A 14,699-nucleotide genomic window follows, 5' to 3' on the forward strand; every position below is an offset into this window, starting at 1 on the left:
CTTAACAAGGAGTCCTCCGAATGAACCCTGCGACCTTCCTCCTGATTTCAAGCGACGTCCATACGCGGCGTGCCCTTGAACAGGTCGTTCCCCGGCATGCCATCCTTCTCACAGCCGACACCCCGTTATTGGGCATCCGGCAGATCCAGCAATCCAATCCCGCCCTCGTCCTCTGCGAAGGCACCCCGCATACGGTCGTGCCCATTCTTCAGGAAGCACGGCTGCGCCGCCCGAACCTCCCCGTCATCGTCATCGGCCCTCAAGCCTCCGTTCACGAGGCCGTCGAGACGATGCGCGCCGGAGCAGCGGACTATCTCGCCAAACCGCTGGTTCCCGAGGAACTCGATGCCGCCATTCGCCGGCTGCTCGTCACCCAGGAGCCGGCTCACGCCGCGCAGAAGCCGGTGGACCGGTTCGATCTGATCGTGAGCGTCTCTCCACAGATGAAACTCATGAAACAGCTGGCGCGTGAAGTCGCCCTGACTGACGCCGCCGTGCTGATTACCGGCGAAAGCGGAACAGGAAAGGAATTGTTCGCCCAGGCCATTCACGCGGCCAGCCCGAGAGCCCACGGCCCTCTGGTTGCGCTGAATTGCGCCGGCATTCCCGAGCACCTCCTCGAATCGGAGCTCTTCGGGTATCATCAGGGTGCTTTCACCGATGCGACACACACGAAACCAGGGCGGTTCCAACAGGCCGAAGGCGGCACGCTCTTTTTGGATGAAATCGGCGAGATGAGCCCGGCCGCACAGGCCAAGCTGTTACGGGTCCTCGAAGACCATACCGTGGACCCGCTGGGCGATACGCAGAGCCATAAAGTCAACATCCGCATCATCGCCGCAACGAACGAAGATCTCCCGGCGCACATTAAAACCGGCCGCTTCCGGCTCGACCTCTACTACCGGCTCAACGTGTATCAGCTCCGCCTGCCTCCGCTCCGTGAACGGCCCGAGGACATCGAGCCGATCCTTCAGCGCTTTCTGGAGCAGGCCCGCGTCGAGCGTGGCTGCCGCATCACCGGCATCACCCCCGACGCCCTGGCCCTCTTGCGACGCCACTCCTGGCCGGGCAACGTCCGGGAACTCCATAATATGGCCGAATGGCTCACCATCACCTGCAAAGCAGACTGGATCGAACCGCAGCATCTTCCCCCCTCAGTGCATACCGAGAACGCCTCGGAGCCAGCGAGCCCTGAGCTGAAGCCGTCGCTCCTCGCCTTCGGACTCTCGGTGTCTGACATGGAGAAAAGGATGCTGGAAGAAGCCCTGCGCAAAGCGGCAGGGAACGTGTCAGAGGCGAGCCGCCTCCTGAAAATCACCCGCAACACCCTGCGTTACCGCATGGCCAAGTACCATCTGTCGTAGCACGCGGCCACAACAGCCTCGATCCTTCTACCGGATCGTCACCACCGTCACCCCATCGCCACCTTCGGCACGGTCGCCGGGACGGAGACCGGCGACGTAGGGGGAGCCTTTCAAATACTCTCGAAGCGTGGCCTTGAGCTTCCCTGTGCCGTGTCCATGGATGATGCGCAGAAACGGCGCGCCGTCGAGCGTGGCCCGATCCAGGGCTGCGATGACCTGATCGAGCGCCTCGTCGGCAGCCTGGCCGCGCACATCGACCACCGTCTGCTCATCCAGCCCCAACCCGCCGCCGGCCGGGAACTTGCGCGGGCTCGATGAGGGCGCCGGGGGAGCGGGCGCAGCCGCCCCGCGCGCCACACCGACGAGATTGGCGACGGTGGCCAATACTTCGCCCTCGCCCACTTTGACGCGAACCCGCTTCTTTCCTTGCGGCGCTTCCAGCAAACTCCCGGTCAGGCCCAACCCTGAAATTTCCACCTGATCGCCGATACTCAGCTGCGCGAGAGGAATCGGTTCGCCCGCCGGCGCCAGTTCTTGCTTGGCCTGCGCCTCCATCTCGCTCAACCGCTGTTTTGTTTCCTTGGCCTTGATCAGCTTTTGCTCGCGCTTGAACTCATCGACGGTCGCCTGCACCTCAGCCCGGGCGCGCTGAAACTGCTCGCCGATTTTTTTCTTGAGCCCCTTGCGGGCCTCCTGCTCGGCTTCTTCCAATCGTGCTTGCAGGGCTTTCGCTTCACTGGCCGCCTGTTCGGCTTCTGCTCTGGCTTGCCGCGCCCTCGCGGCGTCTTCAGCCAGCTGGCGCTGTTTCTGCTGCAAGTCGGCCATCAGATCTTCCAGCCGCCGATCTTCATGGCGCAGCCGCTGGCGCGCATCGGTCAAAATGGCTTCATCCATGCCCAGCCGCCCGGCAATCTCCAGCGCCGATGAGCCGCCGGGAATCCCCAAGAACAAGCGATAGGTCGGCGCCAGACGCGTCACGTCGAATTCCACGCTGGCGTTGGCAAACCCCGCCGTGGTCTGCGCCAATTCTTTCAAAGGGCCATAGTGCGTCGTGACGACGACCTTCATGTTCAGCGACGCCAAATGGCAGAGCAGCGCTTCCGCCAGCGCCGCGCCTTCTAGCGGATCGGTCGAGGTGACCGGCTCATCGAGCAAGACCAGCGAATGAGCGCGCTGGCCCACAAATCGCCTGGACTCGGAGAGCAGCTGCACCATCTGCGACATGTGCGCGGAGAAACTGGAGAGGTCCCGGCTCAGATCCTGCGCGTCGCCAATGTCGGCATAGAGATCGGGAAAAATCGCCATCTCGGATTCCGGCGCACAGGGCAGATGCAGCCCGGCCCGCACCATCAACGAAAACAATCCCACAATCTTCAGCGTCACCGTCTTGCCGCCGGTGTTGGGGCCGGAAATCACGAGGGCACGGATGGATTCATCGAGCAGGATGTCGTTGGGCACGACCTGCTCTTTGGCCAGCATCAACAGCGGATGCCGGGCCTGCTTCAGCATCACCCGTCCGCAATCATTGAGCGAGACCGGACTGGCCTTGAGCCGCCGGCTGAGGGCCGCCTTGGCCTGGAGGCAATCGAGTTCGGTCAAGACCTCGATGCCGGCCTGTAGAGGCTCCGCATGAGCCGACACGAGCAGGGAGAGTTCGCGCAGGATGCGCCGCACTTCCCGATCAATCTCCAGATCGGCGACCTTGATCGAGTTGTTCAATTCCACCAGCTCGCGGGGCTCGAGAAACACCGTCGCGCCGCTGGCCGACACATCGTGCACGATGCCGGGCATGCGCCCGCGCATGTCGGCCTTCACCGGCACCACATAGCGGCCCTCGCGCTGCGCAAAGTAGGATTCTTGCAGGACCTCTTCATAACGGCTGGAGTGCAGAATGCGATCCAGCTGTTCCCGCATGCGCTGTTTCAACTCCTGGGCCGCATGGGTGAGCCGCCGCAATTCGGGGCTCGCCGACTCTTTCATCGCGCCGTCCGGCTGAATCGCCGCATCCAACGCCCGCTGGAGCCCCTGCAACTCCCTCGTCCACTGCAACGGACCGGCCACCGCGGCGACGGCAGGCGCAGCGTGTTGATGACGGCCGGCAAACCGCGCCACCTCTTCCATCAGACTGAGCACGAGCCCGCAGTCGCGCAGCTCGATCGTTTCAAGCACCCCGCCTTTATGGGCGCGCTCGACGACCTCACGCACATCCGGACACGATAAAACGGGAGCAGGATCGCTGCCCTCCCCGAGCCTGAGCCACTCCGTCGTCTCCTGTTGCCGCTGGATCAGGAGATCCAGCTCGTTTTCGACGGCCAACGTCCGGCAGCGCGCCGCGCCCAAGGCGGACTGCGCCCCTTGCGCCAAGCAGTCGAGCAACCGGGGCCACTCCAAGGCCTGCGCCGCTTTTTCCGAGAGTGTGTGATTCATCACAGCATCAACAATCGGTGACCAACGTGAGGATGGCAGGACTCTAGCGAAGAGGCCGAGCGAGAAGCAAGGCGACCGGCAATTCAAGACGGTTTCCGCCGGGAATTCTACTGAGCGCCAGCGCGTGAAAACACGGCAAACACAGGGTTTTCAGCGCATATTCCTCCTTCGTATAGCTTGACAAGGCTCCGGGGCGCCGCTACTATCGCGCCACCATTTCCAGGGCGTTGGCCCCGGCTCGTTATTCAGTAAAGGATATAGACGCATGGCTATTCGCATCGGCATCAATGGATTCGGACGTATCGGACGCAACGTGTTTCGGGCCTCGATGGGAGACCCCGAACTGGATATTGTCGCCATCAACGACCTCACGGACGCCAAGACCTTGGCCTATCTGCTCAAGTACGACTCCGTGCATGGCACGCTCAATGTCACGGTGGAAGCGAAGGACGATCATATTCTCGTCGATGGGAAGCCCATCAAGGTCCTGGCCAAGAAGGATCCGAAAGAGCTCCCCTGGAAAGACTTGAACGTGGATGTCGTCATCGAGTCCACCGGCCGCTTCACAGATCGCGACAGTGCCGGCAAACACCTGTCGGCCGGCGCCAAGCAGGTCATCATCTCCGCCCCCTCGGCGGACCCGGATGTGACGATCGTCCTCGGCGTCAACGACAACGACTTCAAGCCCGCCTCGCACCACATCATTTCCAACGCCTCCTGCACGACCAACTGCCTCGCGCCGGTCGCCAAGGTGTTGCTGGAAAACTTCGGCATCAAGCACGGCGTGATGACCACGATTCACTCGTACACGAACGACCAGCAGCTGCTCGATCTGCCGCATAAGGATTTGCGGCGGGCGCGCGCGGCCGGCATGTCGATGATTCCGACCAGCACCGGCGCCGCCAAGGCGCTGCATCTCGTGCTCCCGCAGTTGAAGGGCAAACTGGACGGCTTGGCTATTCGCGTCCCGACCCCGAACGTGTCGCTCGTCGATCTCACGGTGGAGGCCGAGAAAGATTGCACGATCGCCGAAGTCAATGCGGCCTTCAAGAAGGCGGCGGAGGGCCCGCTGAAGAACATCCTGCATTATTCGGAAGACCCGATTGTCTCGATCGATCAAAAGGGCGATCCCCACTCCGCCACCCTTGATGCCCCGCTCACGAATGTCATCGACAAGCGCATGATCAAGGTCACGGCCTGGTACGACAACGAATGGGGCTATTCCTGCCGCGTCCGTGATTTGATCAAGGCGCTGGCGGTCAAGGCCAAGGGGTAACCGCACACAGCGGGCTGAAGAAGGAGCACGGATGAACCTGCGGAAGCAAACCATCGACGATGTGGCTTTGCGCGGAAAGCGCGTGATCATCCGTGCCGACTTCAATGTTCCCCTCGACGACTCGCTCCAGATTACGGATGACACACGCATCCGTTCGACCCTTCCCACGATCAACCGGGTCGTCGATGAAGGCGCCAAAGTCATCCTCTGTTCGCACCTTGGGCGCCCCAAAGGGGCCTTCGACCCCAAATACAGCCTGGCGCCCGTCGCCAAGCGGCTGAGCCGCCTGCTGGGCAAGGAAGTCCTGTTCGCGCCGGACTGCATCGGCCCCGCCGCCGAGAAGCTGGTCGCCAAGATGAATCCCGGCGACGTGCTGCTCCTGGAAAATCTTCGTTTTCATCCCGGCGAAGAGAAAAACGACGAGGCCTTCTCCAAAGCACTGGCATCCCTGGGCGATGTGTTTATCAACGATGCGTTCGGCGCGGCGCACCGTGCGCACGCCTCGACCGTCGGCATCACGAAATTCATCAAAGACTCGGCCGCCGGCGCACTCCTCAAAAAGGAAATCGAATACCTGGAAGGGGCCGTCGAAAATCCGGTCCGCCCCTTCGTGGCGATCCTCGGAGGCGCCAAAGTCTCCGGCAAAATCGGCGTCATTGAAAACCTCGGGAAACGGGTCGATAAGGTCATCATCGGCGGCGGCATGGCCTTTACCTTCCTCAAGGCCAAGGGGCTGGAAATCGGGAACTCCCTGGTCGAGAACGACATGCTCGATTTTGCGCGCGGCATCGAAGACCACGCGCTCTCACGGGGCGTGAAGTTCTACCTGCCCGTCGATTGCGTGGTGGCGGCCAGCCGGGAGCCCGGCGCGGAAACGAAAATCGTGCCGGTTCAGGAAATTCCCAAAGGCTGGTACGGCCTCGACATCGGCCCGGCCTCGGTCAAACTGTTCAGTGAAGCCCTGCAAGATGCCAAAACCATTCTGTGGAACGGACCGATGGGCATGTTTGAAATCGACGCCTTCGCCCGCGGCACCCTCTCGGTGGCGCATGCCGTCGCCAATGCCTATGCGCTGACGATCGTCGGCGGCGGCGAAACCGCGATGGCCATCCACCGCGCAGGCGAGTCCGACAGCATCTCCTTTATTTCCACCGGCGGCGGCGCCGCCCTGGAGCTGCTGGAAGGCAAACAACTTCCAGGGCTCGCCGCGCTGCCGGACCGGGCCTAACCGTCTCCACAGCTCGCGCTGGACGCCCGCGACCAAAGGACACCGTGCGCACACCGCTGATCGCCGGCAACTGGAAAATGAACAAGACCGCGTCGGAAGCGGCTCGCTTCGCGCGCGAGCTGGTTCAGGCCCCGTTGTCCACTGCCGCCATCGACATCGTGATCGCCCCGCCCTTTACGGCGCTGGCCGCTGTCAGGGATGCGCTTGGCCACGCCGCGTCGATCGCACTGGGCGCACAAAACCTCCATTGGGAAACCCAGGGGGCCTTCACCGGAGAAATCTCCGCGCCCATGCTCAAAGACCTGGGCTGCCGATACGTCATTCTGGGGCATTCCGAACGGCGCGCCCAATTCGGAGAGCAGGACGATCTGATCCGTAAAAAGCTCCTCGCCGCGCTCACGCACGGGTTGAACCCGATTCTCTGCGTCGGGGAATCACTTGGCGAACGGGAATCCGGCACAACCGCCACCGTCATCGAGCGGCAGCTAAAGGGATGCCTGGCGGGATTCGAGCCGGCCCAGCTGGCGCCGCTGACCATCGCCTATGAACCGGTCTGGGCCATCGGAACGGGAAAAGCCGCCACGCCTGAGCAAGCCGTCAACGTACATCAGCTGATCCGGCGCGCCCTCGCAACAGGCTGGTCGGCCGCCGTGGCCGCTGGAGCACGCATTCTCTACGGCGGCAGCGTGACTCCGCAAAACGTGGAGGGGTTCCTGGCCTTTTCCGACATTGATGGCGCATTGGTCGGTGGAGCTTGCCTCCAGGTCGATTCCTTTGCTACTATCGTCCGACTCGCTCAAAAACGAATAGGACATTAACAATGCTGTATACGCTCGTAGTGATTCTTCATGTATTCGTCTGTTTCCTGATGATCGGCGCGATCCTGCTGCAATCGGGAAAGGGCGCGGAAATCGGCGCGGCCTTTGGCGGATCCAGCCAGACCGTCTTCGGCAGCCGCGGCCCGGCGAACTTCCTGAGCAAACTCACCGTCATCGTCGCCGCCGTGTTCATGCTGACCTCGTTCAGCCTGGCCATCCTGGCGAAGCAACGGAACTTCTCCTCGACCGTCATCGACCTCAATTCGAAAGACACGCCTGCCGCACCGGCGGCTCCGCCGGCGGAGACGAAGCCGGCCAGCGACGCGCCAGCGGCCGCTCACTAGACACACCTGTTTCTTCCTGATCGAACCGCTCTATGATTGAAATGATGGCGCCCCGCGTGAGCCGAAACGGCTACACGCGGGTCAGCCAGGCTTGATGGGCCGGATCTTCGCCGCGCACGATGGCGAAAAAGGCCTTTTGGAGGGCCAGCGTGACCGGGCCGGGCTTGCCGGTTCCGATGCGCCGGTTATCGATTTCCCGCACCGGTGTCAGCTCCGCCGCGGTGCCGGTTACAAACACTTCGTCCGCCACATACATCTCGTCGCGGGTAAACCGCTCTTCCACCACCGGGATATTGCGTTCACGCGCCAGCTCCATCACGGAGCTTCTGGTAATCCCCTCTAGAATCGACGTCAGCGGCGTCGTCTTGAGCTTGCCTCGGCGAACGATAAAAATATTTTCTCCGGTCCCTTCCGAGACATACCCCTCCGGGTCGAGCATAATCGCTTCATCATACCCGTCCACTTTGGCTTCCCGCTTGGCCAGGATCGAGTTCACGTAGTACCCGGAAATCTTTCCCCGCGTCATGGACACATTCACATGATGCCGGGTAAAGGACGAGACCCGCGCACGCATCCCGTTGGCCAGCGCATCGTCACCCAAATAGGCGCCCCACCGCCAGGCCGCGATGGCAATCCGGATCGGATTGTTCCCCGGATGCACACCCATGGCGCCATAGCCGATATAGACCAGCGGCCGGATGTAGCAGGCATCGAGGCGATTGGCCCGCACCGTCTCGACGATGGCGTCCGCGATCTGCTTGCGATCGTACGGCATCTCCATCATCCCGATATGCGCGGAGTCGAACAGCCGGTCGACATGCTCCTGAAGACGGAAAATCGCGGAACCGGACTGTCCCTTGTAACAGCGGATCCCTTCAAACGCGGCGAGTCCGTAATGCAGCGAATGGGTCAAAATATGGACGTTGGCATCCGCCCAGGGCACCAACTTGCCATCCATCCAAATCTTCTCGACTGGCTCCAGCATCGAATAGCACTCCTCTACGACATGGCCGACGACGGGGAAAAAAGAATTCGCAGACTATAACGTGGGGGTCGAGAAGGGGTCAAGCGAGCCGCGCTCCGCCAACACCGTAGACGCGCGGTCTGAATTGAATTACGAAGAAGCGCAATAGGACCGCAGGCGGGAGCTCAGAAACGTCCCGACACGCTCCTCGCCGTCCGGACTCACGGTCACGATCTTCGCCCCGAAGAGCAGCCCGCGAACCCACCGGACCACCACACGCTGAATTTCGACCGGCTCATCCTTGTCCGGCAGTGACAGCCGCAGCACCAGCTCCATCCCCGGCACCACTTGATGATCGCCGAGCACGCGCATCCCCTTTCTGGACATATTCACCACCGTCCCTTTGCCCAGAAATTCGCCCCCCATGTAATACAGAAGACAACGGACAGGAATACGGTGGTAGGCTCGAATGATGAATCGCGTGGTCTGAGGCATCCCTCTCACTCCTGCTCAATAATCTGTAATACCGGCACATCCATCTGCCCTGACACGTCAGAGAATACGTCCAAAAACATCCGCTCTCATAGCCCACAAAAGAGGGGGAGGCACGATGATCGAGGCGACACATACCCTCCCTGCACAGATCAGCCATTGAAGCCGTCGCTTGACACTCTACAGAACCCTATGTTACACAAGGCGTTCCTGTTGGGAGGAATATAGCAATGTACGCGATCATTGAGACAGGCGGTAAGCAGTATCGAGTTGAAACAGGCTCTCTGTTGCAAGTTGCCTCATTGGAGGGTGACGTGGGAGCTTCGGTGGAGCTGGATCAAGTCCGGCTCGTCCACGGTGAAGGTGGCGTCGTCATCGGGCAGCCGTTGGTCCCAGGGGCCAAGGTGACCGCTGAAATCGTCCGTCACGGGCGTACCCGATCCATCACCGTATTCAAGAAGAAGCGGCGGAAGGGCTACCGGCGCACCCGCGGGCATCGTCAGGGCTTCACCAGCTTGCGCGTAACCGGCATTGCAACGGCATAAGCACGTATAAGAAGGACTTGCCATGGCAACAAATAAAGGCGGCGGATCATCACGGAACGGGCGGGATAGTAATCCACAATATCTGGGCGTGAAGGCCTATGGCGGACAAACCGTCACAGCCGGCAGCATCATCGTCCGTCAGCGCGGCACGAAGTTTTTCCCGGGATTCAATGTCGATCTCGGCAGAGATCACACGTTGTTCGCCAAGGTGACCGGCGTAGTGAAGTTCGAAGGTGGGCGCGACAGACGAAAAGTCAGCGTGTACCCCGCCCCTGCCCAATCCTAGGCCTCGCTCATTCGCTCTCTTTGAAATTCGCTTGAGATCGTATTCTGACCCTCCCCTATCAGGGGCAGGGTCAGGTATACTCATCCCTCCATATCCGATCGCGAATGAGCGCTGAAGGACACCGCATGTTTGTCGATGAAGTTCGAGTCGTAGTAAAAGCCGGGCGAGGCGGAGACGGATCCTGCAGTTTCCGCCGGGAAATGTTCGTGCCCCGAGGCGGACCGGATGGAGGAGACGGCGGAAACGGCGGCGACGTCGTATTTGCCGCCTCCCATCGGCTGACCACGCTGCTCGATCTGCGCTACCAAAAACATTACGAAGCAGAAGACGGACGGCACGGCGGCGCCTCCAACTGCACTGGACGCTGCGGAAAGTCCGTCGTCGTGACGCTGCCGGTGGGCACCGTCATTTACGACGAGGACACCGGCGACGTCCTGGCCGATCTGGTCGCCGATGGCGATCAAGCCGTCATCGCCCAGGGAGGACGAGGCGGCCGCGGCAACGGGAACTTCGCCACGCCGACCAACCGGGTTCCGACGCATTTCGAGCACGGCAAGGAGGGCGAAGAAAAACACCTGCGCCTCGAGCTCAAGCTCCTGGCCGACGTGGGGCTCGTCGGCTTTCCGAACGCAGGCAAATCCACGCTCATCGCCGCGATCTCGTCGGCGCGGCCCAAAATCGCCGACTATCCATTCACCACCTTGGTGCCGAATCTTGGCGTCGTCCGCTGGGGATCGGACCGCAGCTTCGTGGTTGCCGATATTCCCGGGTTGATCGAAGGCGCATCGGAAGGCAAGGGATTGGGGATTCAATTCCTCCGCCATATCGAACGCACCTCCGTCTTGCTCCATCTGATCGACGTCTCGGAATGGGCGACAGAAGAGCCGGTAACCAGTTTTGAAATTATGCGGCAGGAACTGGATGCCTACGATAAGACCTTGAACAAGCGCCCCTTCGCGATCGTCGCCACCAAAGTCGATATCAGCGGCGCATCCGATCGCCTGATCCAGCTCCAGGCCTATTGCAAGCGCCGCAAATACAAATGCTTCCCGGTATCGTCCGCCACCAGAGAAGGACTCGACGAGCTGATCGCGTTCGTCGGAAAGAAAGTGGACAGCCTCAGGAACACGCCGTGCGAGACGAACTCCTAAAAAGCGCCAAACGCATCGTCGTCAAAATCGGGAGCAGCCTGATCGCCTCCCGCGCCAGCGGACTCCGCCCCGAACAGATCGAACGTCTGGCCGACGAAATCGCCGCGCTCCGGGCGGATGGGCGGGAAGTGCTCGTCGTCTCATCCGGCGCCATCGTGTCCGGCATCAAAAAACTCCAGCTGAAGGAGTACCCGAAGAACCTGCCGGTGAAACAAGCCGCCGCCGCGGTGGGACAAAGCCGGCTCATGTGGGCCTATGAAAAAGCCTTCGACCGGCTCAATATCCAAGTCGCCCAAATCTTACTGACCCACCAAGACCTGGCTGACCGCCGCCGGTTTCTGAACGCCCGCTATACCCTCACAGCCCTCATTGGATTCGGCGTGCTCCCGATCATCAATGAAAACGATACGGTCGCGGTCGATGAAATTCGCGTCGGCGACAATGACACCCTTGCCGCACAGGTCGCGCATCTCGTGGATGCCGATCTGCTCGTCATCTTATCCGACGTGGACGGCATGTTTACCGAGGACCCCCGCAAGAATCCGGCCGCCACGCTGATTCCGCTCATCCCCGAAATCACCGAAGAAATCGAACGCAAAGCCGGCATGTCCAGCACGTTCGAAGGGACGGGCGGCATGGCGACCAAGGTCCGCGCCGCCAAAAAGGTCGGCGAATACGGCGTGGCAACACTCATCGTGAACGGGCAACAACCGGGCCTGCTCCCTCACGTACTGGCTGGCGGATCTGGCGGCAGCTTGTTTGTGGCGAAAGAGCGGCGGCTCACGAGCCGCAAGCACTGGATTGCCTTCACCTTGCGGGCGCGGGGACAGATCCGGGTCGATCAGGGAGCCGTCGAGGCGCTCACACAACGGGGCAAGAGCCTGCTGGCCTCGGGCATCGTCGAGATCACTGGCCCCTTCGAAACCGGCGATCCGGTCAGCTGCCTCGATCAGGACGGAAAGGAATTTGCCAAGGGTCTCGTGAATTTCTCTTCAGAGTTGCTCGACCGCATGAAGGGACTCAAAACACCCGATATCCAGCAACAGATCGGCCCACAGGAATATGAAGAAGTCATTCACCGGGATAATCTGGTCATCCTCTAGAACCATGCGGCGCGGGATCGTGACTACGGCGTTATGACGGCCCCCGATTCCCCCTCTTCATGTCCACCCCGACTCGGCCTCTTCGGCGGCAGTTTCAATCCAATTCACAACGGCCACCTCGCAATCGCGCGACAAACCCATACGCTCCTGGCGCTAGACCGCATCCTATTCATTCCAACCGGCGATCCGCCCCATAAACAATCCGGCGCGCTGGCACCGGCCCGGCATCGCTATGAAATGGTGCGCCTGGCAATCACCGGCAATCCCGCATTTGCGCTCTCCGATATTGAGATTGCACGGCAAGGAAAATCTTACTCCATCGATACCATTCGTGCACTCCAGCCGCAACAACGGCCTGAGACCGCGCTGTTCTTTATCATCGGCCTTGATGCCTTTATCGATCTACCGACCTGGCGGGAGCCCGAAGCCCTCCTCGACGCCTGCTCCTTCATCGTCATCTCACGGCCTGGGCAAACCTACCGCGCACTGGCTTCGTTGCCGCTGCTCCCCAAGATCGACGCAGATCAACTGGCCGCACTGGATTCCGGCTTGATCCATCGACTCGATCTCCCCCTGCCGTCGGGACGCACCCTCATTTGCCTGCCGCTCGCACCCTGTACGATCTCAGCCTCCGATATCCGGCAGCGCGTACAACGCGGCGCGACGCTAGCAAATTTGTTGCCGCCCCCTGTTGAATCTTATATACTCCAGCATCAGCTGTACCAGGAGGACTACAATCGCACGCACATCTAAGGCCACCGCCCTTGTCATCGGAAGGGCGATGCTCGATAAAAAGGCCCTCGATGTCCAGATCCTCCATGTCGCCCCCCTCACGTCGGTGGCCGATTATCTCGTGATCGGGTCGGCGGAATCCGACCGGCAAACGCGCGCCATTGCGGACCATATCGACGGGATCATGTCCAGCAAAGGCGACCGGCCGCTGAGCATCGAAGGCCTGTCGTCCGGACAATGGGTGCTGATGGATTTTGGAGACGTCGTCGCGCATATTTTCCGGCAAGACACGCGCGAACAATATGCGCTGGAACGGCTCTGGAGCGACGCCAAACTGGTGCCCATCGAAGACGAAGCCCCGGTGCCGGCTCCAATCGCGGCGCCCAAGAAACGCGCCGCCGTGCGGAAACCGCGCGCGAAAAAGTCGGCCTAACACTATGCCGGTCAGTCTTGTCAGACTGGGCCGCATCGATCATTGTTGCGTGACAGGCTGCTAAGCTATGCTCAGACTGCTGCTCACCATCTTCCTCGTCAGCGCCGGCGTCTTTATCTACAGCTATTTCCGCGAACTCAACCCCGGCACGGTGCTGGTCCGCACGAGTTCGTCCGTCGAGTTTGAACTCAGCCCCGTCACCCTCGCCCTGATTTCCATGGCCATCGGCGCCGTGATCGTGGCCTTTATCGTCGGCCTGCAGCAAACCGCGCACGCCATCCTCACCTGGCAAAGCACCCGCCTGGTGCGCCGGAAAGAGAAAGTGGACGCGCTGCACCGGGAAGGCACCCATGCCTTCATGTCCAAGCGGACCGTCGAAGCCATCAGCCTGTTTGAAAAAGCCCTGGCGATGGACCCCAATCGCGTGGACTCGCTGCTCTGGCTCGGCAATATCTATCGTTCCGAACACAACTTCGCCGAAGCCATTCGGCTGCACCAGCATGCCCATCGCATTGACGACCGCAACATCGAAGTCCTGCTGGAACTCGGCAAAGATCTCGAAAAAGCCAAACGCTACGAGGACGCGCTCCTGACCCTTCAGAAGATTTTGAAGATCGAGCCGGATAACCTGACCGCGCTCATTCGGAAACGCGACTTGCACATCAAGCTGGAAAAGTGGAGCGATGCGCTGGAGATCCAGCACCGCCTTTTGAAGGCCAACCTCCCGGAGCCGGACAAACAAGCCGAAGCCGAACTGCTCGTCGGGTGCATGTATGAAGTCGGCCGCCAGCTGCTCGAACGGGGCCATCCCGACAAAGCCCGCCGGTACTTCCGCGGCGCCATCAAGAAAGACCGCAGCTTCCTGCCCGCCTATATCGGCATGGGGGAAATCCTCATCCATGAAGGGAAAACCAAGGACGCCGTCGAAATCCTCAAGAAAGTCTACGCGCGCACCAAAAGCGTGATTATTCTCCATCGCCTGGAAGAATTCTTTCTCGAACAAGGCGAGCCGAGCGAGATCATTCGCGTCTATCAAGAAGCGCTGCAGCAGGACCCGCAAAACCCTGTCCTGCAATTTTATCTGGGCAAGCTCTACTACCGGCTCGAAATGGTGGACGAGGCCTTCGACGTCCTCTCGACCATCGAAGGGCCGCAGGATCATCTGCTCGACTATCACAAAATCATGGCCAATCTGTACCTGCGCAAACAGCACTTCGAGCAGGCCATTGTGGAACTCAAAAAAGCCCTCAACTTCAAGAAGCGCGTGATCGTTCCCTATATCTGCACCCAGTGCCAGCAGGAATCGCTGGAATGGTCCGGCCGCTGCCGCCGGTGCGCCCGCTGGAACACCCTCACCGCACTCCCCTGGCTCGAAGCCAGCCAACCGTCCGCAGTGCCGGCTGAAGGCGCGCCTACGGCCCCCACCGTCCCCTATCAGGGCATTGCTTCTCCGTTTGAAACCGTGTAGGTTTTCCCTCGTCTGAGTGCTCAAAACCCTTGTTCCATAACCCTCGTGCTCGTGTTCACCACTGAAAG

15 protein-coding genes are annotated in these 14,699 nt (G+C 60.9%); 12 read left to right on the forward strand and 3 right to left on the reverse strand.

Annotated elements, in window-relative coordinates; genetic code table 11:
• The first annotated feature begins 20 nt into the window (after nt 1–20).
• A complete protein-coding gene (locus tag RI101_00840; GenBank protein MEC4888580.1) occupies nt 21–1,364 on the forward strand; it encodes a sigma-54 dependent transcriptional regulator in 1,344 nt (447 codons plus the stop codon).
• Nucleotides 1,365–1,391: 27 nt separating this feature from the next.
• Here RI101_00840 and RI101_00845 read toward each other — a convergent pair whose 3' ends face one another.
• Nucleotides 1,392–3,791 carry an endonuclease MutS2 gene (locus RI101_00845; GenBank protein MEC4888581.1) on the reverse strand — a complete coding sequence of 800 codons (2,400 nt, stop codon included), beginning with the start codon at nt 3,789–3,791 and terminating at the stop codon, nt 1,392–1,394.
• Nucleotides 3,792–4,056: 265 nt separating this feature from the next.
• Here RI101_00845 and gap point away from each other — a divergent pair, with 265 nt between their 5' ends.
• Genes gap through secG form a run of 4 tightly spaced genes read left to right on the forward strand, consistent with a single transcriptional unit; the run spans nt 4,057 to nt 7,457 of the window.
• Nucleotides 4,057–5,067 carry a type I glyceraldehyde-3-phosphate dehydrogenase gene (gene gap, locus RI101_00850; protein ID MEC4888582.1) on the forward strand — a complete coding sequence of 337 codons (1,011 nt, stop codon included), beginning with the start codon at nt 4,057–4,059 and terminating at the stop codon, nt 5,065–5,067.
• A 31-nt stretch (nt 5,068–5,098) separates the two neighbouring features.
• A complete protein-coding gene (locus RI101_00855) occupies nt 5,099–6,295 on the forward strand; it encodes a phosphoglycerate kinase (GenBank protein ID MEC4888583.1) in 1,197 nt (398 codons plus the stop codon).
• Between the two features lie 44 nt (nt 6,296–6,339).
• Nucleotides 6,340–7,113, forward strand: coding sequence for a triose-phosphate isomerase (gene tpiA / locus RI101_00860; GenBank protein ID MEC4888584.1), 774 nt, complete (start codon nt 6,340–6,342; stop codon nt 7,111–7,113).
• 2 nt (nt 7,114–7,115) lie between these two features.
• Nucleotides 7,116–7,457, forward strand: coding sequence for a preprotein translocase subunit SecG (gene secG / locus RI101_00865; protein MEC4888585.1), 342 nt, complete (start codon nt 7,116–7,118; stop codon nt 7,455–7,457).
• A 70-nt stretch (nt 7,458–7,527) separates the two neighbouring features.
• Here secG and RI101_00870 read toward each other — a convergent pair whose 3' ends face one another.
• Nucleotides 7,528–8,442, reverse strand: coding sequence for a branched-chain amino acid transaminase (locus RI101_00870; GenBank protein ID MEC4888586.1), 915 nt, complete (start codon nt 8,440–8,442; stop codon nt 7,528–7,530).
• Nucleotides 8,443–8,571: 129 nt separating this feature from the next.
• Nucleotides 8,572–8,916 carry a PilZ domain-containing protein gene (locus RI101_00875; protein MEC4888587.1) on the reverse strand — a complete coding sequence of 115 codons (345 nt, stop codon included), beginning with the start codon at nt 8,914–8,916 and terminating at the stop codon, nt 8,572–8,574.
• A gap of 227 nt (nt 8,917–9,143) precedes the next feature.
• Here RI101_00875 and rplU point away from each other — a divergent pair, with 227 nt between their 5' ends.
• From rplU to RI101_00910, 7 genes are all read left to right on the forward strand, one after another.
• The gene (gene rplU, locus RI101_00880) at nt 9,144–9,458 is read left to right on the forward strand and encodes a 50S ribosomal protein L21 (protein MEC4888588.1); all 315 of its coding nucleotides are present in this window, start codon (nt 9,144–9,146) and stop codon (nt 9,456–9,458) included.
• A gap of 22 nt (nt 9,459–9,480) precedes the next feature.
• The gene (rpmA, locus tag RI101_00885; protein MEC4888589.1) at nt 9,481–9,744 is read left to right on the forward strand and encodes a 50S ribosomal protein L27; all 264 of its coding nucleotides are present in this window, start codon (nt 9,481–9,483) and stop codon (nt 9,742–9,744) included.
• Nucleotides 9,745–9,869: 125 nt separating this feature from the next.
• Entirely contained in the window at nt 9,870–10,895 is a 1,026-nt protein-coding gene (gene obgE / locus RI101_00890; GenBank protein MEC4888590.1) for a GTPase ObgE, read from the forward strand.
• Complete coding sequence (proB, locus tag RI101_00895; GenBank protein ID MEC4888591.1) at nt 10,877–11,998, forward strand: glutamate 5-kinase; 1,122 nt, start codon at nt 10,877–10,879, stop codon at nt 11,996–11,998. The genes obgE and proB overlap by 19 nt, the downstream gene beginning before the upstream one ends.
• Before the next feature lie 33 nt (nt 11,999–12,031).
• On the forward strand, nt 12,032–12,751 hold the full coding sequence (gene nadD / locus RI101_00900; protein ID MEC4888592.1) for a nicotinate-nucleotide adenylyltransferase: 720 nt from the start codon (nt 12,032–12,034) through the stop codon (nt 12,749–12,751).
• Nucleotides 12,752–12,779: 28 nt separating this feature from the next.
• Nucleotides 12,780–13,163 carry a ribosome silencing factor gene (gene rsfS, locus RI101_00905; GenBank protein ID MEC4888593.1) on the forward strand — a complete coding sequence of 128 codons (384 nt, stop codon included), beginning with the start codon at nt 12,780–12,782 and terminating at the stop codon, nt 13,161–13,163.
• A 67-nt stretch (nt 13,164–13,230) separates the two neighbouring features.
• Entirely contained in the window at nt 13,231–14,631 is a 1,401-nt protein-coding gene (locus tag RI101_00910) for a tetratricopeptide repeat protein (GenBank protein MEC4888594.1), read from the forward strand.
• Nucleotides 14,632–14,699: the final 68 nt, after the last annotated feature.

Origin of the sequence: Nitrospira sp. (assembly GCA_035968315.1) — a bacterium.
In the GTDB taxonomy this organism is placed as follows: domain Bacteria; phylum Nitrospirota; class Nitrospiria; order Nitrospirales; family Nitrospiraceae; genus Nitrospira_D.

Coding starts and splice junctions, on each gene's coding strand:
- gap (MEC4888582.1), top strand. CDS start 4,057: ATGGCTATTCGCATCGGCATCAATGGATTCGGACGTATCGGACGCAAC.
- secG (MEC4888585.1), top strand. CDS start 7,116: ATGCTGTATACGCTCGTAGTGATTCTTCATGTATTCGTCTGTTTCCTG.
- obgE (MEC4888590.1), top strand. CDS start 9,870: ATGTTTGTCGATGAAGTTCGAGTCGTAGTAAAAGCCGGGCGAGGCGGA.
- RI101_00855 (MEC4888583.1), top strand. CDS start 5,099: ATGAACCTGCGGAAGCAAACCATCGACGATGTGGCTTTGCGCGGAAAG.
- RI101_00845 (MEC4888581.1), bottom strand. CDS start 3,791: ATGAATCACACACTCTCGGAAAAAGCGGCGCAGGCCTTGGAGTGGCCC.
- rplU (MEC4888588.1), top strand. CDS start 9,144: ATGTACGCGATCATTGAGACAGGCGGTAAGCAGTATCGAGTTGAAACA.
- RI101_00870 (MEC4888586.1), bottom strand. CDS start 8,442: ATGCTGGAGCCAGTCGAGAAGATTTGGATGGATGGCAAGTTGGTGCCC.
- rpmA (MEC4888589.1), top strand. CDS start 9,481: ATGGCAACAAATAAAGGCGGCGGATCATCACGGAACGGGCGGGATAGT.
- RI101_00910 (MEC4888594.1), top strand. CDS start 13,231: ATGCTCAGACTGCTGCTCACCATCTTCCTCGTCAGCGCCGGCGTCTTT.
- nadD (MEC4888592.1), top strand. CDS start 12,032: ATGACGGCCCCCGATTCCCCCTCTTCATGTCCACCCCGACTCGGCCTC.
- RI101_00875 (MEC4888587.1), bottom strand. CDS start 8,916: ATGCCTCAGACCACGCGATTCATCATTCGAGCCTACCACCGTATTCCT.
- RI101_00840 (MEC4888580.1), top strand. CDS start 21: ATGAACCCTGCGACCTTCCTCCTGATTTCAAGCGACGTCCATACGCGG.
- rsfS (MEC4888593.1), top strand. CDS start 12,780: ATGCTCGATAAAAAGGCCCTCGATGTCCAGATCCTCCATGTCGCCCCC.